18 protein-coding genes are annotated in these 20,314 nt (G+C 68.1%); 12 read left to right on the top strand and 6 right to left on the bottom strand.

All coding sequences use genetic code 11. From position 1 onward, the window contains the following. Position 1 precedes the first annotated feature (1 nt). The 7 genes from ABZ552_RS02780 (at position 2) to rraA (ending at position 4,710) form a co-directional block, all read left to right on the top strand. Positions 2 to 658, top strand: a complete 657-nt coding sequence (locus tag ABZ552_RS02780; RefSeq protein WP_281876601.1) for a YcnI family protein — start codon at positions 2 to 4, stop codon at positions 656 to 658. Continuing rightward, the gene (locus ABZ552_RS02775) at positions 655 to 1,194 is read left to right on the top strand and encodes a copper resistance CopC family protein (protein WP_281876600.1); all 540 of its coding nucleotides are present in this window, start codon (positions 655 to 657) and stop codon (positions 1,192 to 1,194) included. The genes ABZ552_RS02780 and ABZ552_RS02775 overlap by 4 nt, the downstream gene beginning before the upstream one ends. Then, positions 1,191 to 2,153, top strand: a complete 963-nt coding sequence (locus ABZ552_RS02770) for a CopD family protein (protein ID WP_350356357.1) — start codon at positions 1,191 to 1,193, stop codon at positions 2,151 to 2,153. The genes ABZ552_RS02775 and ABZ552_RS02770 overlap by 4 nt, the downstream gene beginning before the upstream one ends. Before the next feature lie 33 nt (positions 2,154 to 2,186). Beyond that, a complete protein-coding gene (locus tag ABZ552_RS02765; protein WP_281876598.1) occupies positions 2,187 to 2,642 on the top strand; it encodes an SRPBCC family protein in 456 nt (151 codons plus the stop codon). 254 nt (positions 2,643 to 2,896) lie between these two features. Beyond that, positions 2,897 to 3,271 (top strand): DUF5313 family protein, encoded by a 375-nt coding sequence (locus ABZ552_RS02760; protein WP_357435319.1) that lies wholly within the window; start codon positions 2,897 to 2,899, stop codon positions 3,269 to 3,271. Positions 3,272 to 3,321: 50 nt separating this feature from the next. Further along, positions 3,322 to 3,687, top strand: coding sequence for a DUF5313 family protein (locus ABZ552_RS02755; protein ID WP_195085088.1), 366 nt, complete (start codon positions 3,322 to 3,324; stop codon positions 3,685 to 3,687). Positions 3,688 to 4,221: 534 nt separating this feature from the next. Continuing rightward, on the top strand, positions 4,222 to 4,710 hold the full coding sequence (rraA, locus tag ABZ552_RS02750) for a ribonuclease E activity regulator RraA (protein WP_281876597.1): 489 nt from the start codon (positions 4,222 to 4,224) through the stop codon (positions 4,708 to 4,710). A 35-nt stretch (positions 4,711 to 4,745) separates the two neighbouring features. Here the strand turns inward: rraA and ABZ552_RS02745 are convergent, their stop codons facing one another. Then, the gene (locus ABZ552_RS02745; protein ID WP_039794186.1) at positions 4,746 to 4,964 is read right to left on the bottom strand and encodes an RNA-binding S4 domain-containing protein; all 219 of its coding nucleotides are present in this window, start codon (positions 4,962 to 4,964) and stop codon (positions 4,746 to 4,748) included. A gap of 303 nt (positions 4,965 to 5,267) precedes the next feature. Here ABZ552_RS02745 and lysX point away from each other — a divergent pair, with 303 nt between their 5' ends. Beyond that, positions 5,268 to 8,591 carry a bifunctional lysylphosphatidylglycerol synthetase/lysine--tRNA ligase LysX gene (lysX, locus tag ABZ552_RS02740; protein WP_357435317.1) on the top strand — a complete coding sequence of 1,108 codons (3,324 nt, stop codon included), beginning with the start codon at positions 5,268 to 5,270 and terminating at the stop codon, positions 8,589 to 8,591. A gap of 99 nt (positions 8,592 to 8,690) precedes the next feature. After that, a complete protein-coding gene (locus ABZ552_RS02735) occupies positions 8,691 to 8,903 on the top strand; it encodes a hypothetical protein (RefSeq protein WP_062967019.1) in 213 nt (70 codons plus the stop codon). A 157-nt stretch (positions 8,904 to 9,060) separates the two neighbouring features. Here ABZ552_RS02735 and ABZ552_RS02730 read toward each other — a convergent pair whose 3' ends face one another. Beyond that, the gene (locus ABZ552_RS02730; RefSeq protein ID WP_281876596.1) at positions 9,061 to 9,639 is read right to left on the bottom strand and encodes a Uma2 family endonuclease; all 579 of its coding nucleotides are present in this window, start codon (positions 9,637 to 9,639) and stop codon (positions 9,061 to 9,063) included. 91 nt (positions 9,640 to 9,730) lie between these two features. Between ABZ552_RS02730 and ABZ552_RS02725 the strand changes: the two genes are divergently transcribed. From ABZ552_RS02725 to ABZ552_RS02715, 3 genes are all read left to right on the top strand, one after another. Further along, positions 9,731 to 10,345 (top strand): histidine phosphatase family protein, encoded by a 615-nt coding sequence (locus ABZ552_RS02725; protein WP_357435315.1) that lies wholly within the window; start codon positions 9,731 to 9,733, stop codon positions 10,343 to 10,345. 113 nt (positions 10,346 to 10,458) lie between these two features. Continuing rightward, positions 10,459 to 10,812 carry a hypothetical protein gene (locus tag ABZ552_RS02720; RefSeq protein WP_357435313.1) on the top strand — a complete coding sequence of 118 codons (354 nt, stop codon included), beginning with the start codon at positions 10,459 to 10,461 and terminating at the stop codon, positions 10,810 to 10,812. A 249-nt stretch (positions 10,813 to 11,061) separates the two neighbouring features. Further along, the gene (locus ABZ552_RS02715; RefSeq protein ID WP_357435311.1) at positions 11,062 to 11,385 is read left to right on the top strand and encodes a hypothetical protein; all 324 of its coding nucleotides are present in this window, start codon (positions 11,062 to 11,064) and stop codon (positions 11,383 to 11,385) included. A 66-nt stretch (positions 11,386 to 11,451) separates the two neighbouring features. Here the strand turns inward: ABZ552_RS02715 and ABZ552_RS02710 are convergent, their stop codons facing one another. From ABZ552_RS02710 to ABZ552_RS02695, 4 genes are all read right to left on the bottom strand, one after another. Next, entirely contained in the window at positions 11,452 to 12,351 is a 900-nt protein-coding gene (locus ABZ552_RS02710; protein ID WP_281881226.1) for a cutinase family protein, read from the bottom strand. 339 nt (positions 12,352 to 12,690) lie between these two features. Further along, on the bottom strand, positions 12,691 to 14,160 hold the full coding sequence (locus tag ABZ552_RS02705) for a glutamate synthase subunit beta (RefSeq protein WP_281876591.1): 1,470 nt from the start codon (positions 14,158 to 14,160) through the stop codon (positions 12,691 to 12,693). Next, positions 14,153 to 18,805, bottom strand: coding sequence for a glutamate synthase large subunit (gene gltB, locus ABZ552_RS02700; protein WP_281876590.1), 4,653 nt, complete (start codon positions 18,803 to 18,805; stop codon positions 14,153 to 14,155). Before gltB ends, ABZ552_RS02705 begins: the two co-directional genes overlap by 8 nt. 741 nt (positions 18,806 to 19,546) lie before the next feature. Continuing rightward, on the bottom strand, positions 19,547 to 20,122 hold the full coding sequence (locus tag ABZ552_RS02695; RefSeq protein WP_281876589.1) for a chorismate mutase: 576 nt from the start codon (positions 20,120 to 20,122) through the stop codon (positions 19,547 to 19,549). Positions 20,123 to 20,314 lie beyond the last annotated feature (192 nt).

The raw sequence follows: 20,314 nt of genomic DNA, 5'->3' as shown, positions 1-20,314 counted from the left end.
CATGCACAGCTCTCTTTCGCGCGCCGTCGGAACGACCGTCACGACAACGGCACTCGTCCTCCTCGCGGGCGGCACCGCCGCCGCCCACGTCACGGTGGACGCTCCCGGCGCGACACAAGGCGGATACGCCGTCGCCACCTTCCGGGTGCCCACCGAATCGGATACCGCGGGCACTACAGCGCTCACCGTCACCCTGCCCAATCTCAAATCGGCGCGGACCGAGCCGATTCCGGGATGGTCGGCCAAGGTCGAACGCAACGACAAGAAGGAGATCACCGCGATCACCTGGACCGCCGATCCCGGCGCGCCGGGTATCCCGCCCGGTCAGTTCCAGCGCTTCGCGGTGTCCCTCGGCCCCCTGCCCGCGCAGGATTCGGTGAGCTTCCCCGCCAAGCAGACCTATTCCGACGGCAAGGTGGTCAGCTGGGACCAACCGGTCGAGAAGGACGGCGACGAACCCGAACATCCGGCCCCGTCGGTCACCTTGGCCCCCGGGAAAGAGGATGGGGACGGGCACAAAGTGAGCAGCGAAGCCGCGGACGAGGACTCCGAGCACGAGGACGAGACGGCCCGCTGGCTCGGCGGGATCGGCCTCGCGCTCGGCCTGCTCGGTGTCGCGCTCGGCCTCGGCAATGTCGTTCGCGGACGTCGCTCATGAACCGCCGACTCCTCGCCGCCCTTGTCACGGGCCTGTTCCTGCTCGGATTCGGTATCGCCGCAACCGGGGTCGCCGCCGCGCACTCCGCGGCCACCGGAAGCGTCCCGGACGACAACGCGACAGTGGACGCCGGGCCCGAGCGCGCCAGCGTGGCGTTCAACGAGGCACTGCAGCCCAGCTTCCCGTCGCTCACCGTCGTCGGACCGGACGGCAACCTCTGGTCCAAGGGCGACCCCGTGGTCGAAGGCAATACGGTGAGCGTCGTCCTGGGCGAGTTGGGGCCGGTCGGCGAATACACCATCGCCTACCGGGTGACCTCGGCCGACGGACACCCCGTCAGCGGCAAACGGCACTTCACGCTCAGCAAGCCGGGCAACGGCACGCCGGGACCGAAACCGAACGCGAAGGCGCACGACAGCTCCGACGGCTCGGACGGAATTCCGCTGTGGGTGTTCGTCGCCGGGGCGGTGGTCCTGTTCGGTGGCGGACTCGCGTTCGCGTTGTTCGGCGGCAGGAGCCGCGACCAGAAGCGGTGAGCGACGTGAAGACCGGCGGCCGAGGCGGCGCGCGGCGCGCTCCCGGCCGAACGCCCTGGCCCGCGCTGCTCCTGGCCTTCCCGGCCGGATTGCTCGGCGTCGCACTCGCCTGGGTGCTGATCCTGCCGAGTCCGCTGCCCGGTGAGGCCGTGGTCCGGGTGGTGGCCGACGGTGTCGGGGCGACCGCACTGGGATTGGCGGCCCTGCCCCGCGTGACGCCGCGGTTGACGACACCGTGGCGGCTGCTGGCGGTGCTCGCCGGAATCTGGGCGGTCGCGGAATTCGCCGTGCTGATCTTCGAGGCAGCCGAGGTGGTCGGCGTTCCGGTACGCGAACTCGGCGCCGAGGAGTTCGGCACCTATCTGGTCGACGTCAGCGGCGGGCAGATCGGGATCGCGATCCTGGCCGGCGTCGCGACGGTGGCCTGCGGGTCGGCGCTCGCCTTCCGGCGACCCGGGTCCGCCTCCGCGGATCTGGTGCTGGTGTTCGCCGCGGTCGCGCTGGCGTTGCGGCCGATCACCGGACACATGTCGCAGCAGGCGTTCGGGTCGGTGCTCGCCGCGGTGCACGCGCTGGCGGCGGGCGCCTGGTTCGGGTTGCTGATCGCGCTGGCACTGGTCGTGCGGACCCGCGGCGAGTGGGCGGTGGTGCTGCCGAGGTATTCGGCGGTGGCGCTGCCCCTGGTGGCGATCGTGGCGGTGACGGGGCTGCTCAACGGGCTGATCCGGGTCGGAGGGGTAGCTCCGTTCGTCGGCACCGGCTACGGCCGGATCCTGCTCGCCAAGACCGTGGTGCTGCTCGGCTTGCTCGCTCTCGGCTGGTGGTGGCGGCGCAGTTGGGTGCCGAAGGCGGCCGACCACCGGATGGACGCCGACGACTCGCTGCGCCGCGCGATAGCCGAGGTGATCGTGATGGCGCTCGCCTTCGGCCTCGCCGCCACCTTGGCGGTGACAGCCTGAGCCGGATCGGCCCGCCCCGGTTAGGGTCTGCGCATGACCGAAGTGAAGATCGTCGAGGATTGCGTGGCCTCGGCCGAGTCAGCGTTCGCCTATGTGAACGATTACCGGAACCTGTCGCGATTCCTGCACGGCATCCAGTCCTTCACTCCGGTCGGCGAGCAGACCGAAGGGGTCGGCGCCACGTTCGATGGGCACATGAAGCTGGGTCCCGCCGCACTGAAATCGCGGATCCGGGTGATTCGGTGGGAGGAGAACTTCGCGATCGGCGTCGAGTCGATCAAGGGTTTCGACGTCGAATCCACGTTCCTGTTCCACGCCAAGGGCGACGACTTGTGCACCGTCGACGCGATCGTGGACTTCCGAGTGCCCGGCGGCCTGGCGGGGCGAGCCCTCGGTAAGACCATCGAACCGTTCGTGAAGATCGCCGTGCAGCACACGACGCACAACCTGGTTACGCAGATCGCCGCGTTCCATGCGGGACGTGTTTGATCGGCCGCGACTGTGTTGGGTTTTCAGCGCCTGCGGCGCTGAGTGTTCGCGGTCAGTGACTGGTACCGCGCCATCGGCCGGCAGGGCGAGCAGTTACGTCAGGAGATGTCGTATGCCCGGCCGCGCTATCGATCCAGAGTCCACCGGCGGTGGCCATGAGGCGGGACGATGGCCGCAATCTTGGTCCGGTCGCGTTCCGCGAAGCGGGTGGGGCGTAGTTGCGCGGGTGATTGCGGAGTCGGGATGCTGGAGGCGTGCGCGCTTCCCCCTCGTTCGGCCAACGGGTCGGCTATATCTTCGGCCGTACCCTGCCGGAATCGATGTCCGACTGGGTGCGAGACGACCTGGTCGGGCCCGGGGCCACGCGGCGCTATCTGGTGCGATTCCTGGTGCCCGTGCTTCCGGTGCTCATGCTCTTCCTGCTGCTGCCCGGCCCGTTGTGGATGGGTCTGGCGATGATGGCGCTGTTGTACATCCCGTTGATCTACTTCACGGTGGCGCTGCTGTACGTCTACCGGCGCCATCGGCTGATCAAGCACGGTCTCGACCCCGCGCTCGCCGACGCCGACGCCCGTCGCCGCGACGAGCGCGAACGGCTCGACTACGAGCGCAGGCACGGACGCGGGTGAGCCGCGCCGGGAACTAGCGGTGACTTATACCACAGGCATAGCCTTGTGATATGCAAACCCCCACGTTCAGGCAGCGGGTCGCCTACGATCTGGGCCGCGAGCTCCCCGAGGAGCTGCACGAGTGGGTCACCCACGACCTCGTCGGGCACGGGGCCATGGAACGCTATCTCGTCCGTTTCCTCGGGCCGATCATCCCGTTCTTCGCCCTGGTGCTGCTGTTCCCCGGGCCGATGCCCCTGAAGATCGGCTTGATCGTGATGATGATCGTCCCGATGGTGGTCTTCACGGTCGCCCTCAGCTACGTATGGCGCCGCTTCCGCTTGGTCCAGCACGGCCTCAACCCAGACCTGGTCGACCACGGCAAGTGCACCGAACACGACCGCGACCTGTACGAACTGCGCTACGGCCACCGATAACGCCGCCCACCGCCTCGCGCGCTGACAACCACGCGCGCCGCCTGTGCACGCCTACGGAACGAAGCCGATCCACCGGGTAGCGCCACCCCATCCCCCTCCGACCACCCGGCAATCCGAACCCGGCCGGTCACCCCCAAGGAGCACACCCGAACGACCTGCTCCGCAACAAATGAGCAAGCGACGACCCTGCGCCACCGCAATCACACCTGCCCACGTCTTCCGAGCAAGCGAGGTCGAGCCCTCACCGCTCACGGCCAAGCTCCCGTTCGCGTTACTGCCGTCTAGACGAGGGAGTCTCGTGCCACCAGCCACGCTGAACCGCGTGCCGGGGGCCGACCTTCGAACCCCACGCACCCAGCGCACCTCGACTCCCGGTTTCGAGCGAAGCGAGACCCGAGCATCCGCCGTTCGCGACCCGGCTCGCGTTTGCGCGGCCGCCGCGCACGCGACGAAGGAGCAAGCGGCGGTCGCGCAAACGCGAGCCATGAGGGGGCCGCGAACACCCAGCGCCGCAGGCGCTGGAGAATAAACACCGTGACCGAATCGCAGAATGTAATCGCCACCGCCGACCTGGCCGACGAGATCGGCCCGGAGATCCGCAGCTGCGATACGCAGTTCATCCAGTTCGGCGGGCGGGCGGCGTTCTCCGGACGCATCACCACCATCCGCTGTTTCCAGGACAATCTCCTGGTGAAGCAGACGCTCGGTGAGCCGGGCGAGGGCAAGGTGCTGGTGGTCGACGGCGGCGCGAGCGTGCATACGGCATTGGTCGGCGACATCATCGCCGGGCGCGGCGTCGAGAACGGCTGGGCGGGCGTCGTCGTCAACGGCGCGGTTCGCGACTCCGCCATCTTGCGGACCCTGGACATCGGTATCAAGGCGCTGGGCACCAACCCGCGCAAGAGCACGCAGACCGGGAGCGGTGACCGCGATGTGCCGGTGGAGTTCGGCGGGGTGACGTTCGTGCCCGGCGACATGCTCTACAGCGACCACGACGGCATCGTGGTGCGCGCCGAGGACTGAGCCGGTTCGGCGGCGCGGCCGGACCGCTCCGGCCGTCAGGCGGACACGATCGCCTTGTGACCGGCGAGAGCCACCACGTCGCCGATGTGCAGTTGCCGCCCGCGCCGCAGTTCGACCTCGTCGTTCACCCGCACCAATCCGGCGGCGATGACCGTCTTCGCCTCCGAACCCGAGTCGATCAGGTTGGCCAGCTTCAGAAACTGGCCGAGCCGAATAACGTCGTCATCGATCGGTACTTCGACTGGTTCCGACATGGGGTAAATACTTACTCCCTCACCCCAACTCGCCGGACACCGCCCCACACGCCCAGCGATCTCGGAGCAACTCGAACCCTCGCCGGGCATCGACCGAAATCCGATCGCTGCTATCGCACGTATCGAAATTCACTCCGATTCGCTCGGCCCTGTCGTGCAGGGCGCCGCGGAATCAGGAAAGTTCGTGTTCGGCTCCGACCTGCGGCATACTCATCGCGACGAAGTACCGCCCGCACAAACACCGCACAAACACGCGCCCCGCAGGCTTGGCAAATCCGACACACTCACGTACACACTGGTTCCGTGACCTCCACGCAAGCCCAGCAACACCTCGATACCGCACCACGCGCGGATAAACCGACTCCGCCGGTTCCCCACCGGGGTCACGGACGACTTTCGGAAGTGCCGCATATCGCGGGATTGACGCTCGGGGTATTCGCGGTGCTGTGCTTCCTCTGGAGCCTCTCACCCGGCCTGCGTTTCCTGACCCAGGTGCCGCGCCGCTATATCGATACGTATTACTTCGACGCGCCCGACACGAACCTGATGTGGGCGTTGGTCGTCGGGCTGACGGCAGGCGCGATCGCCAGCCGCAAACGGATCGCCTGGTGGTTGCTGGTCGGCTATCTCGCGATCTACGCCGTGGTCAACGCCGTCACCTTCGCCGATCGGGGCAGTATTCACGCGCTGGTGGCGATGGTGCTGCACCTGGCCACGATCGGTGTGCTCGTCGCGGCCTGGCCGGAGTTCTACACCAAGGTGCGCCGCGGCGCCGGGTGGAAGGCGCTCGGCGTGCTGGCCGGCGGCCTGGCCATCGGCGCGCTGCTCGGGTGGGGCTTGGTGGAATTGTTCCCCGGCAGCCTCCCGCAGGGCGTGCAGCGACCGGGGTGGGCGGTCTATCGCGTGACCGCTGCCGTGCTGGCGGACAACGAGCACTTCGACGGACATCCGCCGCCGTTCGTCAACTTCCTGCTCGGCCTGTTCGGCGCGGTCGCGCTGCTGGCCGCGGTGGTCATCCTGCTGCGCTCGCAGCGGGCGGCGAACGCGATGACCGGTACCGACGAGTCGGCCATCCGGGGTTTGCTGGACCGCTCGGACGTGGAGGATTCCCTCGGCTACTTCGCCACCCGCCGGGACAAGGCGGTGGTGTTCGCCCCCAGCGGCAAAGCGGCGGTGACCTATCGGGTGGAGCTCGGCGTGTGCCTGGCCAGTGGCGACCCGGTCGGCATCCGCGAGGCGTGGCCGCAGGCGATCGATGCCTGGCTGCGCTTGGCCGATCGTTTCGGGTGGGCTCCCGCGGTGATGGGCGCGAGCGAACTCGGTGCGACGGCCTACCGCCGCGCGGGCCTGTCCGCGCTGCGCCTCGGCGACGAGGCCATTCTGGACACCAGGAACTTCTCGCTGGCGGGGCCGGAGATGAAACCGGTGCGCCAGGCCGCGAACCGGCTGCGCAAACACGGCGTCATCGTCCGTATCCGCAGGCACCGCGACATCCCCGCGGAGGAGTTCGCCCGGATCATCGCCCGCGCCGACGCTTGGCGCGACACCGAGACCGAGCGCGGGTTCTCCATGGCGCTCGGCCGCTTGGGCGATGCGCTGGACGGCGACTGTTTGCTGGTCGAGGCCGTCAACCCGCAGGATCGGGTGCTCGGCATGTTGTCGCTGGTGCCGTGGGGCCGCACGGGCGCCTCGCTGGAGTTGATGCGCCGCGACCCCGGCGGGCCCAACGGCGTGATGGAGCTGATGATCTCGCAGCTCGCGCTGAACTCCGAGCAGTACGGCATCACCAAGGTGTCGCTCAATTTCGCGGTATTCCGCTCGGTGTTCGAGGAAGGCGGGCGGATCGGAGCCGGTCCCGTGCTGCGCTTGTGGCGCGGCGTGCTGCTGTTCTTCTCCCGCTGGTGGCAGCTGGAGGCGCTGTATCGATCGAACGTGAAGTACCAGCCGTACTGGGCGCCGCGCTTCTTCCTGTTCGAAGAGCGCAGGCAGCTGCCGCGCGTCGCGGTGGCCAGCGCGCTGGCCGAGGGATTCCTGCCCCGGTTCGGCAAGGAACCCGACGCCGCCGCCCACACCGGTGAGCATGTCGCGGTGCCTGCCACCGTGACCGGGCTGCACACCGACGGCAGCCCGCCGGACATCACCGAGGCGGAGGCCGAGGAGCAACTGCCGCGCAGGCCCGAACAGGTCCGCGTGCGCATGGACAAACTGGCGCGCTTGGCCGATGCCGGTATCGATCCCTATCCGGTCGCCTATCCCCCGACGCACACCGTCGCCGACGCGCGGCGTTCGCCCCGGGGCACCACGGTGCGGGTCTGCGGCAGACTGCTGCGCATCCGCGACTACGGCGGCGTGATCTTCGCCGTGGTCCGCGACTGGACCGACGACATCCAGCTGGTCATCGACCGCGACCGGGTCGGCGCCGCGCGCAGCGCCGAGTTCGGCGAGTTCTTCGATCTCGGCGATCTGATCGAGGTGAGCGGGCAGATCGGGGCGAGCAGGCGCGGTGAGCTCTCGCTGCTCGCGGCCGACTGGCGAATGCTGGGCAAGTGCCTGCACCCGTTGCCGGACAAGTGGAAAGGGCTGGCCGATCCCGAGGCCAGGGTGCGGCAGCGCTATGTCGACATGGCGATCAACACCGAGATCCGCGAGGTGCTGGCCAAGCGCAGCGCGGTGGTGCGCTCGCTGCGGGACTCGCTGAACTCGCTCGGTTTCCTGGAAGTGGAGACGCCGATCCTCCAGCAGGTGCACGGCGGCGCCAACGCCACGCCGTTCATCACCCACATCAACGCCTACGACCTCGACCTCTACCTGCGGATCGCGCCCGAGCTGTATCTGAAGCGGCTGTGCGTCGGCGGCATGGAGAAGGTGTTCGAGATCGGGCGGACGTTCCGCAACGAAGGCGTCGACTTCAGCCACAACCCCGAGTTCACCATCCTGGAGGCCTACGAGGCGCACAGCGACTACGAGCGCATGATGCACACCTGCCGGAGGCTGATCCAGAATGCCGCGATCGCGGCCAACGGAGCCATGGTGGCCCTGCGGCCCAACGGCGACGGCAGCTTCGAGGAGGTGGACATCTCCGGCGACTGGCGGGTGCAGACAGTGCACGGCGCTGTGTCGGAGGCGATCGGCAGCCAGATCACTCCCGAGACCGGTGTCGCGGAGCTGCGCGAACTGTGCGAAAAGGCCGACGTGCCTTATCAGCACGGGTGGGACGCCGGCCAGGTGGTGCTCGAGATGTACGAGCACCTCGTCGAATCCCGCACCGAGGAGCCGACGTTCTACATCGACTTCCCGACTTCGGTCTCCCCGCTGACCAGACAGCACCGCAGCATCCCCGGCGTCACCGAGCGCTGGGACCTGGTGGCCTGGGGCGTGGAACTGGGCACCGCCTACAGCGAACTCACCGACCCGGTGGAGCAGCGCCGCAGGCTCACCGAGCAGTCACTGCTCGCGGCCAACGGCGACCCGGAGGCGATGGAACTCGACGAGGACTTCCTGCAGGCGCTCGAGCACGCGATGCCGCCCACCGGCGGACTGGGCATGGGCGTGGACCGGATCGTCATGCTGATCACCGGCCGCAGCATTCGCGAGACCTTGCCTTTCCCTTTGGTGAAACCCCGCTGACCGCCCCTTCGTCCGGAAGAGTTCTCATCGAGCGAATCGGGCCGCTACCCTTGGAGATTCGGCTCCGGGAGGAGGCCGCTACACCAAAGGGGTTCGAATATGTACCTTGACCTGCTGACGAACGCGAGTCTGCTGGACCACACCGTATGGGCCAGCCCCGACACGTGGAACTCCGCGCTCGAGTTGGCCGCCAAAAAGAAGAAGAGCAGGGGCGGAGGCGGCCTGATCATCGGCGCGATCTGCTGCCTGCTGGTGGTCGCACTGATCATCGGCGGCATCTACCTGCTGACCAAGCGCAAGAAGAACACCTAGCGGCAGACATCCGACGGCCCGAATGACGCGACGCGACCCGGGCCGTCGTTTCTCGTCGTCCACGGCACCGTGCACCCGATGTCGGCTCGGCAAGCAGCTGCGCGGTCGTGTGCTCGCTGAGACCCGGCCTCACCTGACCAGGCCCGCGCGACCGGCTTCAGATCCGGTCGATCTCGGTGAGGTCGACGTCGATATCGAACGGCACGGTCAGCTTCAGCCGATCGTGATGAATACCGGTGAGCGCGTAATCTTTCGTCGCCGGATCCAGCTCGTAGACATACGCCACCGGTCGGCCGTCGACGTTCTCGACCCGCCAGAAATGCGCAATGCCCGCCCGGGCATACAGCTGTGGTTTGCGCTCTCGATCGCGTGTCCGCGATTCGGCGGATACGACCTCGACTGCCAGTACGACATCGTCGGCCTGATACGAGGTCAGCTCGGGACCACCGTCGCGATCGGCGTGAATCACTATCAGGTCCGGCTCCGGGCGCTGGTCCCGTCCCAGTGTCACGGTCATCTCCCGGCGTACCCGCAGGTGTTCCGGGGCGAGCCGACGAAGCACGGAATCGAGCAACGTTATGGCCAGCATGTGGAACTTCGCCTGCGGACTCACGAAGACGAGACTCCCGTCGATCAACTCGGTGTGTGGAGGAAGGTCTGGCAGGCGATCGAGATCCTCGGCTACGAACCCGCCGGGCGGCGGACGCAGCCACTGGGGAAACGGCTCGACGGGCATGGCATCGAGTATCTCACCGCAGGTGGCCATGCACAGCGGTCGCACCGGGGCGAGAGGAGACCGGGCAGGCGAATGCGGCAGAGTGGGGTGGGTGCAGTTGATTCTCGTTCGCCATGCCCAGCCGGTCCGGATGCTGAGCTCCGGTGGGCCCGCCGACCCGGAATTGGCCCCGGTGGGAGTGGAGCAGGCCGAGCGGGTGCCTGCGGCGCTCGGCCATCATCGGGTGTCCCGGGTGGTGAGCAGCCCGCAGCGCCGGGCCAGGGAAACGGCGGCGCCGACCGCGGCGAAGCTGGGTCTCGGCGTCGATGTCGTCGACGACCTCGCCGAATACGATCGCGATCTGCCTGCCTACATCCCCATCGAGGATGCCAAGGTCGAATTCCGCGACGCCTATGACCGGATCAAGGCCGGTCACCTGCCGGTGCAGGTGGACGGTGCCGCGTTCAAGGCCAGGGTGCACGCTGCCGTCTCCGATATCGTCGCGGCCGCCGACCCGGCGGACACGGTGGTCGCGTTCGCGCACGGCGGAGTGATCAACGTGCTGCTGCAAGAGGTCCTCGGGCTGGAAAGACCGCTGACCTTCCCCATCGACTACTGCTCGATCACCAGGATCCTGTTCTCCCGCACCGGGCGGCGCACGGCCGCCACCGTGAACGAGAACGGCCACGTGTGGGATCTGTTGCCTCGCAATATCGTCCCGCACTGAGCCTTCCCAGCCGATTGCCAGGCCGGTCGCATCGATGTGCCAGTGACGCGAGCTGAGATAGGACACGTGAGCCGCTCCGACCGGCGGCCCACGATCCGAACGAAAGGATTCTCGTGTCGCTCTCCACAACCGCTACACCGCTGCGGCGTCTGGCCCAGGTGGCCCTAGCCGGCGCGCTGATCGCCGTCCCGCTGGCGGCCCTCTCGGCGACCGCATCCGCAGAAACCCCGTCCGACCAGAGCGTTGTACAGCTGGTGGACACACCGCAGCAGATCGCGGACCACGATCGCCAGTTCGACCGTGACGGACGGCATGACGATCAGGGCCGTGGACCGGACGACGGCCCCGGCCACGGACCCGACAACGGACCAGGTCAGGGACCGGACAACGGCCCGGGCCGTGGCCCGAACGACGCCCCGCGGCAGGATGGCCCGCAGCAGTTCCTGCCGCCGACCGGGTCGAGCTAGCCAGTCGACCACATCGAACAGTGCCCGCCTCCGAATTCGGAGGCGGGCTCTGTTGTGCAACGAGACGGTGCCGGCCACCGTCGATGAGAACGGGCACGTCCGGGAGTTGTTGCCCCGCAGCATCGCTCCGTGCTGAGCATTCACAGTCGATTGCCAGGTCTGTCGCACCGGTGTCCCAGTGACGGAATCTTCGATAGGACCGGTGGGCCGCTTCCGACAGTGGTTCACGGTTCGAGAGAAAGGAATTCCGTGTCGCTCTCCAAAACCGCTACGCCGCTGCGGCGTCTGGCCCGGGTCGCCGTGGCCGGGTCGCTGATCGCCGTCCCGCTCGCCGCCCTCGCCGCGAACGCTTCCGCCGAAACCGCGGCCGCCCGGGGCCAGGTACAGCTGGTGGACGCACCGCAGCAGGGCGCCGACATCGACGGCAGGCCCCGCCATTTCGAGCACCATGAACGGCACGACGGTCCGCGCCGTGGACCGGACGACCGGCCGGGTGACGGCCCGTGGCGTGGGGGCCCGCCGCACCAGTTCCACCAGTTCCAGCAGTTCCTGCCGCCGACCGGCTCGAGCTAGCCGCCCGGCCACATCGAAAAGGGCCCACCTCCGAATCCGGAGGTGGGCCCGTGGTTTCGCTGCGGCTCAGGCCATGCCCGCGATCCAGTTGTGCATCCAGGAGATGGCGGTCTGACCGCCACCCACCGGGTAACTGCCGTACAGGGTGTGCGCCTGCGACTTGTAGAAGCGCTCCAGGTCCTTGGCCCGCTGCTGGTTGGCCGAGTCGGTCAGCTGCGCCTGCAGAGTCGGGACGCCACCCGAGCTCATCAGGTCGCCGATGATGTTGCCGGCCTCGATCTGGTAGCGCCACATGTTGGCGGGGTTGGCGTCCGACGCCTGGGCCAGGAACCCGGCGAACCGGGTGACGAAGTCCTCGGTCGCGGTCGCGCAGTAGAGGTCGTCGAGCGCGCAGATGGTGCGGGTGCGATCGCTGACCCAGCCGAAGCCGCCGACCCGGGGGCCGCCCGCGCCGGCACCAGGAGCGACCGGGCCGACCTGGATGTCGGTGGGCGAACGACGCGGATCGGAGATCAGGCCGACGCCGGCGACGCGGTCGGCAGGCACGACACCGAGGCCGGTGCCGAGCTCGGCGGCGAGATCGCCTGCGGCGTCCGCGCCCTGGCTGTAGCCGATTAGGGCGATCTTGGTCGCGCCGCACTGCTGCGCCATGTTCGCGATCAGACCCCGGGCGTTGTCGACCGCCTCCTTCTTGGAGTTGCCGTAAACCTCACCCTCCCAGGGGAAGGCGGTCGCGGCATAGGTCACATAGTCGACCTCCGTGTTGGACGGGAGGCCGCGGGTGACGCCGGCCAGCATGCCGGGCTGCGGGGTCTTGTCCCGTCCGGTCTCCCAGGTACCCGGGATCGCCACCACGTACAGGCTCGGGCAACCGGGCGCGGCGCTCGCCGTCGCACCACCGAAAACCAAGCCGGACATCACGGTCGCGGACGCGCCCAGAGCCGCGACGACCTTCTTCCACTGCATACCGCTCCAAACCTCGCCCTCGTCGAACTTCCCGCCGAGTTGCCGCGTCAATGCTGAACTCACCGGATGTCGTTCCAGTGCACGCCGGGTGAACACAAGTCACCCGACCGGATGACGTGCACCCAAAACCGCATCCCAAGATCAGCAGCACGCCGAAGATCACAATAAAGCCACGAACGCCGCAATGCCATTCGAACTCCGCAGTGTGTCGGATTTCCGTTCCCCGTGCGCTACGAAGCCCGGAGATCGAGGTGGCGGAACGCCCCGGACATGCGGAAAGGCGCCTGTGGACGAGTTGTCCACAGGCGCCTTCGTTTCCGCTCCGGTAAGAGAGGGGACCTAGCGCTGAGCCACCATGGTGGGGGTGATCGGCGCCGGGAGGGCGGTCTCGCCTTCCAGGTACCGGTCCACGCCCGCGGCCGCGGCGCGGCCCTCGGCGATGGCCCAGACGATGAGCGACTGGCCGCGGCCCATGTCACCGGCGACGAAGACGCCGGGAACGTTGGTCGCCCAGTTCTTGTCGCGCTGCACGTTGCCGCGCTGGTCGTAGCCGACGCCCAGATCGGTGAGCAGGCCCGGCTTCTCGGGACCGACGAAGCCCATGGCCAGCAGCACCAAGTCGGCCTCGAGGGTGAAGTCGGTGCCCTCCACCTTCTCGAACCGGCCGTTGACCATCTTGACCTCGTGCGCGTCCAGACCGGTCACCTTGCCGTCCGCGCCGACGAAGCGCTCGGTGTTCACCGAGAACACCCGCTCGCCGCCCTCCTCGTGCGCCGAGGAGACCCGGTACATCAGCGGGTAGGTCGGCCACGGGGTGGACGCGGCCCGCTCCTCCGGCGGACGCGGCATGATCTCGAACTGGTGCACGCTGGCCGCGCCCTGGCGGTGCGAGGTGCCGAGGCAGTCGGCGCCGGTGTCGCCACCGCCGATGATGACGACCTTCTTGCCCTTCGCGTGGATGGGCGGCAGGCCCTCGTCGTCGGTGACGTCGTCGCCGAGCTGGACCCGGTTGGCCCACGGCAGGAACTCCATGGCCTGGTGGATGCCGTCCAGATCGCGGCCGGGGATCGGCAGGTCACGCGCCAGGGTGGCGCCACCGGCCAGCACGATCGCGTCGAACTTCTCGCGCAGCTGCTCGGCGGTGATGTCGACGCCCACGTTCACACCGGTCTTGAAGATGGTGCCTTCGGCCTCCATCTGCGCGAGACGGCGGTCGATGAAGCGCTTCTCCATCTTGAATTCCGGGATGCCGTAGCGCAGCAGACCACCGATGCGGTCGGCCCGCTCGAACACGGTCACGGTGTGCCCGGCGCGGGTCAGCTGCTGCGCAGCGGCCAGACCGGCCGGACCGGAACCGACGACGGCGACCTTCTTGCCGGTGAGGCGGGTCGGGTAGACCGGGGTCACCCAGCCCTCGTCGAAGGCGTTCTCGATGATCTCGACCTCGACCTGCTTGATCGTGACCGGATCCTGGTTGATGCCGAGCACGCAGGACGCCTCACACGGCGCGGGGCACAACCGCCCGGTGAACTCCGGGAAGTTGTTCGTCGCGTGCAGCCGGTCGATACCTTCGCGCCACCGGTCCTTGTAGACCAGGTCGTTCCACTCGGGGATCAGGTTCCCCAGCGGACAACCGTTGTGGCAGAACGGGATACCGCAGTCCATGCAGCGGCTGGCCTGGGTCCGCAAGGTCTGGTGGGAGAAGTTCTCCTCGTAGACCTCTTTCCAGTCCATCAGGCGCAGCGGCACCGGCCGCCGCTTGGGCAGTTCGCGTGCGGTGTGCTTCAGGAACCCTTGGGGGTCAGCCACGTGCGGCCTCCATAATCGCTTCGTCCACGTCCTTGCCGCTCTTCTCAGCTTCGGAGATGGCGAGCAAAACCTTCTTGTATTCGCGCGGCATGACCTTCACGAAGTGGTTCACCTGCTGCGACCAATCGCTCAGGATGCGCTCGGCGACAGCGGAACCGGTCTGGTCACGGTGCTGGGTGATGATGTCGTGCAGCCAGGTGAAATCGTCACCGGCCAGCTGCTCGACGGCGTCGGCCTGCTCGGGGTTGAGCCGAGCGGCGAAGGTGCCGTTCGGGTCGAAGACGAACGCCACGCCGCCGGACATACCGGCGCCGAAGTTGCGGCCGGTCTCGCCCAGGATGACCACCCGGCCACCCGTCATGTACTCGCAGCCGTGGTCGCCCACGCCCTCGACCACCGCGGTGGCGCCGGAGTTGCGCACGGCGAACCGCTCGCCGACCACACCGCTGAGGAACACCTGGCCGCTGGTCGCGCCGAACAGGATGACGTTGCCCGCGATGATGTTGCGCTCCGGGACGAACTCGCCGGGCGCGTTCAGCGATGGGCGCACCACCAGCCGGCCGCCGGACAGGCCCTTGCCGACATAGTCGTTCGCGTCACCCTGCACGCGCAGCGTGATGCCCGCGGGCACGAAGGCGCCGAAGCTGTTGCCCGCCGACCCGGTGAAGGTGATGTCGATGGTGTCGTCGGGCAGGCCCGCGCCGCCGTAGAGCTTGGTCACCTCGTGGCCGAGCATGGTGCCGACGGTGCGGTTCACGTTCGTGATCTTGGTCTCGAACTTCACCGCCTGACCCCGTTCCAGCGCGTCGCGGCTCTGCACGATCAGCTGCTGGTCCAGCGCCTTGTCCAGGCCGTGGTCCTGGGACTTGGTGCAGCGGCGGTCCTGGAACATGAACGCCGTCTCGACGTCGTCCAGGATCGGCGACAGGTCCAGCTTGCTGGCCTTCCAGTGCTGCTTGGCCCGCGAGGTGTCGAGCAGGTCGACCCGGCCGATGGCCTCGTCCAGCGTGCGGAAGCCGAGCTGCGCCAGCAGCTCCCTGACCTCCTCGGCGATGAACAGGAAGAAGTTCTCGACGAATTCCGGCTTGCCGGTGAACCGCTCGCGCAGCACCGGGTTCTGCGTCGCGACGCCGACCGGGCAGGTGTCCAGGTGGCATACCCGCATCATGATGCAGCCCGAGACCACCAGCGGCGCGGTGGCGAAGCCGTACTCCTCGGCGCCGAGCAGCGCGGCGATCATCACGTCGCGGCCGGTCTTCATCTGGCCGTCGACCTGCACGACGATGCGGTCGCGCAAGCCGTTGAGCAGCAGCGTCTGCTGGGTCTCGGCCAGGCCGAGCTCCCAGGGACCGCCCGCGTGCTTGAGCGAGGTGAGCGGCGAGGCGCCGGTGCCGCCGTCGTGACCGGAGATCAGCACGACGTCGGCGTGCGCCTTGGAGACGCCCGCCGCGACGGTGCCGACGCCGGGCTCCGCGACCAGCTTCACGTGGATGCGCGCCTGCGGGTTGGCGTTCTTCAGGTCGTGGATCAGCTGCGCCAGATCCTCGATCGAGTAGATGTCGTGGTGCGGCGGCGGCGAGATGAGGCCGACGCCCGGCGTCGAGTGCCGCACCTCGGCGACCCACGGGTACACCTTGTGCGCCGGAAGCTGGCCGCCCTCACCGGGCTTGGCGCCCTGCGCCATCTTGATCTGGATGTCGGTGCAGTTGGTCAGGTAGTGCGCGGTCACGCCGAAGCGGCCGGAGGCCACCTGCTTGATGGCGCTGCGCCGCCAGTCACCGTTCTCCTCCGGCTCGAAGCGCGACGGCGACTCGCCGCCCTCGCCCGAGTTCGACCGGCCGCCGAGGCGGTTCATCGCGATCGCCAGGGTCTCGTGCGCCTCGGCCGAAATGGAGCCGTAGCTCATCGCGCCGGTGGAGAACCGCTTCACGATCGCCGAGGCCGGCTCGACCTCCTCGATCGGAATCGGGTTGCGCGCCTTGTGCTTGAACTTGAACAGACCGCGCAGCGACGCCAGCCGCTCGGACTGGTCGTCGACCAGCTTGGTGTACTCCTTGAAGATCGAGTACTGGCCGGAGCGGGTGGCATGCTGCAGCTTGAACACCGTGTCCGGGTTGAACAGGTGGTATTCGCCCTCGCGCCGCCACTGGTACTCACCGCCGACCTCGAGTTCGCGGTGCGCGCGCTCGTTGCGGTTCTCCAGGAACGCGACCCGGTGCCGCTGCGCGACATCCTCGGCGATCTCGTCCAGGCCGATGCCGTCCAGGTGCGAGCGCAGGCCGGTGAAGTACTCGTTCACCAGCTCCTGCGACAGGCCGATCACCTGGAACAGCTGGGCGCCGTTGTAGGAGGCCAGCGTGGAGATGCCCATCTTGGACATCACCTTGAGCACGCCCTTGCCCGCGGCCTTGTTGTAGTTGGCGACCGCCTTGCGGTAGTCGGCGGCCAGGTCGCCGGTGCTGCCCGGCATCTCCAGCGCGCCGCGCTCGAGCATGTCCTCGATGGTCTCGAAGGCCATGTAAGGGTTGATCGCGGCGGCGCCGAAACCGACCAGGGTGGCCATGTGGTGCACCTCGCGGGCGTCACCGGCCTCCACGACCAGGCCGACCATGGTGCGGGTGCGCTCACGCACCAGGTGGTGGTGCACCGAGGAGGTCAGCAGCAGCGACGGGATCGGCGCCAGCTTCTCGTTGGACTCGCGGTCGGACAGCACGATGATCCGCGCTCCGCCGTCGATGGCGGCCGACACCTGGGTGTTGATCGCCTCCAGCGCCTTGCGCAGGCCCTTGCCGCCCTTCTTCACCGGGTACAGGCCGCGCACCACCACCGAGCGCAACTCGGGGTGCGATCCGTCGTCGTTGATGTGCACGAGCTTGGCCAGCTCGTCGTTGTCCAGGATCGGCTGCTCCAGCGCGATCATGTTGCAGGACTCCGGTCCCGGGTGCAGCAGGTCGGCCTCCGGGCCGATGTTGCGCTTGAGGCTGGTGACCACCTCTTCCCGGATCGCGTCCAGCGGCGGGTTGGTGACCTGCGCGAACAGCTGGGAGAAGTAGTCGAACAGCAGGCGCGGGCGGGCCGAAAGCACCGCGATCGGAGTGTCGGTGCCCATCGAGCCGAGCGCTTCGCCGCCGGTCTTGGCCATCGGCGAGATCAGCAGGTTGAGCTCCTCGGTGGTGTATCCGAAGATCTGCTGGCGGATCAGCACGCGGTCGTGCGACATGTGCACGTGCGGGCGGTCGGGCAGGTCGGCCAGGCGGGAGACGCCCGCGTCCAGCCACTGCTGGTACGGGTGCTCCGCGGCGAGCTGGGACTTGATCTCCTCGTCGCCGACGATGCGGCCCTGGGCGGTGTCGACCAGGAACATGCGGCCCGGCTGCAGACGCGCCTTCTGGACCACCTTGGACGGGTCGATGTCCAGCACGCCGACCTCGGAGGCCATCACGACCAGGCCGTCGTCGGTCACCCAGATACGGCTCGGCCGCAGGCCGTTGCGGTCGAGCACGGCGCCGACGACGGTGCCGTCGGTGAAGCACACCGACGCGGGGCCGTCCCACGGCTCCATCAGCATCGAGTGGTACTCGTAGAAGGCCCGCCGCTGCGGGTCCATGGTCTCGTTGCGTTCCCAGGCCTCGGGAATCATCATCAGCACGGCGTGGGGCAAGCTGCGGCCGCCGAGGTGCAGCAGTTCCAGCACCTCGTCGAACCGGGCGGTGTCGCTCGCCCCCGGGGTACAGACGGGGAAGATCTTCTCCAGCCGGTTCTTGCCCGCGGAGTCGACGCCGAAGACGTCGCTGCGCAGCAGCGCCTCGCGGGCGCGCATCCAGTTCTCGTTGCCGGTGACGGTGTTGATCTCACCGTTGTGCGCCACCCGGCGGAACGGGTGCGCCAGCGGCCAGGACGGGAAGGTGTTGGTGGAGAACCGGGAGTGCACGATGCCCAGGGCGCTCTCCACGCGGGAGTCCTGCAGGTCCAGGTAGAACGCGCGCAGCTGCGGCGTGGTGAACATGCCCTTGTAGACGAAGGTCTGCCCGGACAGGCTCGGGAAGTAGACCGACTCCCTGCCGACCGCGCCCTCACCCGCACCGGCCGACCCCAGCTCGCGCTCGACCCGCTTGCGCACCACGTAGGCGCGACGCTCCAGATCCATCTCCGACAGCGGATCGGAAGCGTTCTTCGGCGAGGCGATGAAGATCTGCCGGAAGCTCGGCATTGCGTCGCGCGCCAGCGCACCGAGCGACGACTCGTCGATCGGCACCTCGCGCCAGCCGAGGACCTCGAGGCCCTCTTCCTTGACGATCTTCTCCACGCCGTAGGCGGCGCGCGCGGCTTCGCGGCGGGCCTGCGGCAGGAAGGCGATGCCGGTGGCGTAGGAGCCCTCCGGCGGCAACTCGAAGTCCACGATGGCGCGGAAGAAGCGGTCCGGGACCTGGATCAGGATGCCCGCGCCGTCACCGCTGTTGGGCTCGGCGCCCGCGGCGCCACGGTGCTCCAGGTTCAACAGAGCCGTAATAGCCTTGTCGACGATGTCGCGGCTGCGTCGGCCGTGCATGTCGACGACGAATGCGACGCCGCAGGCGTCGTGCTCATTCGCCGGGTCGTAGAGCCCGATGGGTCCAGGTGACCGGTGGCCAGGAAGTTGCGTCATGCCTCTGCCTTCAAGAAAGTCGGCCTTCGAAGAAAAACGGCCTTTCGTCGAACGCCTCCGTACAAGACTGCGCCCGTACGTTCCGAAGCCAGCCGCGCTGATGGTCTTCGGCGTGCAGTCAGGTCTGCAGTTGTCTCCACCCGCTTCTGTGACGTAGTGGGTGCCCTTCGGTAACGGATCCCTAACAAGATCCTTACCTCCGAGCGGGTGCTCGCCCGCTACGCTGAGCACCTGGCTAGGGCTGCCCGAGCGGGCGAGGTAGCCGAACGTTCTGTGTTCGGCGTAAGAGCAAACGATAAGTCAGGTCCAGGGCCCAACCAACTTAGGTAGTACTAATAACCAGGTTTAGCTGGGCTTCTGCATTCGGTCCTCCACGTGTGCGCGTTGTCCAGTGTAAAGCAGCGAGTACCGTGCGATCGATCCCCATGGCACCCGGTGCCACCTGGGGAAACCGGCGCGCGACACCCACCCGAGACTTTCCTCACAAAGCCCGGAAACCGCCCTCACCTGCATCGAAGTGGATTTCCCCGGTTCGCTACGCGGCAAACCAAGTGGCAGCGGCTAACTCGGCGATCGGGCCGTTGAGATATTTCCGACACGGGCGTGACAAGCCATGAATGTGATCCGACCGTCCGGCCTCTTTTGCCCGCTGTGTCGTTCAGCACATAATCAGCAAATATCGTGGAGTGGTGTTGGACACAGTGTTCCGCCGCAGTCCGCCGGGCGGTCGGGGAGCACTGCCTAGGCCGGGCAGAGGGATACGGCGGCGCGCACCAGCGCCGCTCGATGCAGGGCGTCGCCGCGGCCGGCGCTGAACACGCCGAAGACGCTGCGTGCCAACCGTTCCGCGCAATCCGGCGCGGTCAGCTCGGCTCGGCGCAGGTCGAGCTGGTCGAGGATCTCGACGTTCACCCGGTCGATGACCGGGCGCACGGACGCGAGCCCCTCGGGTGCGGTGGGCGCCGCGGCCGGGTCGAAGCGCCACTGCAGCATCAGTCCGCGCTGCACCGTCTTGTTCGCCTCGATCTGCCCGAAGAACACCTGACGCACCCAGTTCTCCGGCAGGTCACGGCCGTTGCCCAGGCGGGCCATCGCGTCGTAGACGTTCGCTTCCCGCACCGGATCGTCGATGGCGGGCTCCGTGCCGAGTTCGCCCGCCGCCACCCACTTCGCCGCGGCGACGGCGTCCGCGGTGTCCAGCCGCTCGAGCACCAGGGCGACCAGCCGGTCCAGCGACCGGTCGTCCGGTGCGGCGCCCGCGCTAGCCGGCCACATCAGCAGCGCCACGGCCAGCAGCGTCAACCCGATTCTGCGCACGCCGCGACCTCCTCGGATCCCTCGCACGGAAACGAATCACCGCGTCAGCGTAGGCACACGCGCCCCCGCAGCCGCAGACGACGTTCGAACGACCTGTGAGCCTGGCCACATCCGGCCTTCCCTGCTCGCTGCGCGCCCCGGGAGCCTGTCACGCTGTCACAACGAATCCGTGACAGTTTCGTCGCGCCCGTG

The organism is Nocardia sp. NPDC019219, assembly GCF_040632645.1.
Classification (GTDB): Bacteria; Actinomycetota; Actinomycetes; order Mycobacteriales; family Mycobacteriaceae; genus Nocardia; species Nocardia sputorum.
Note: the sequence above shows the minus strand (reverse complement) of the source record. Positions and strands in the feature narration are given on the sequence as shown.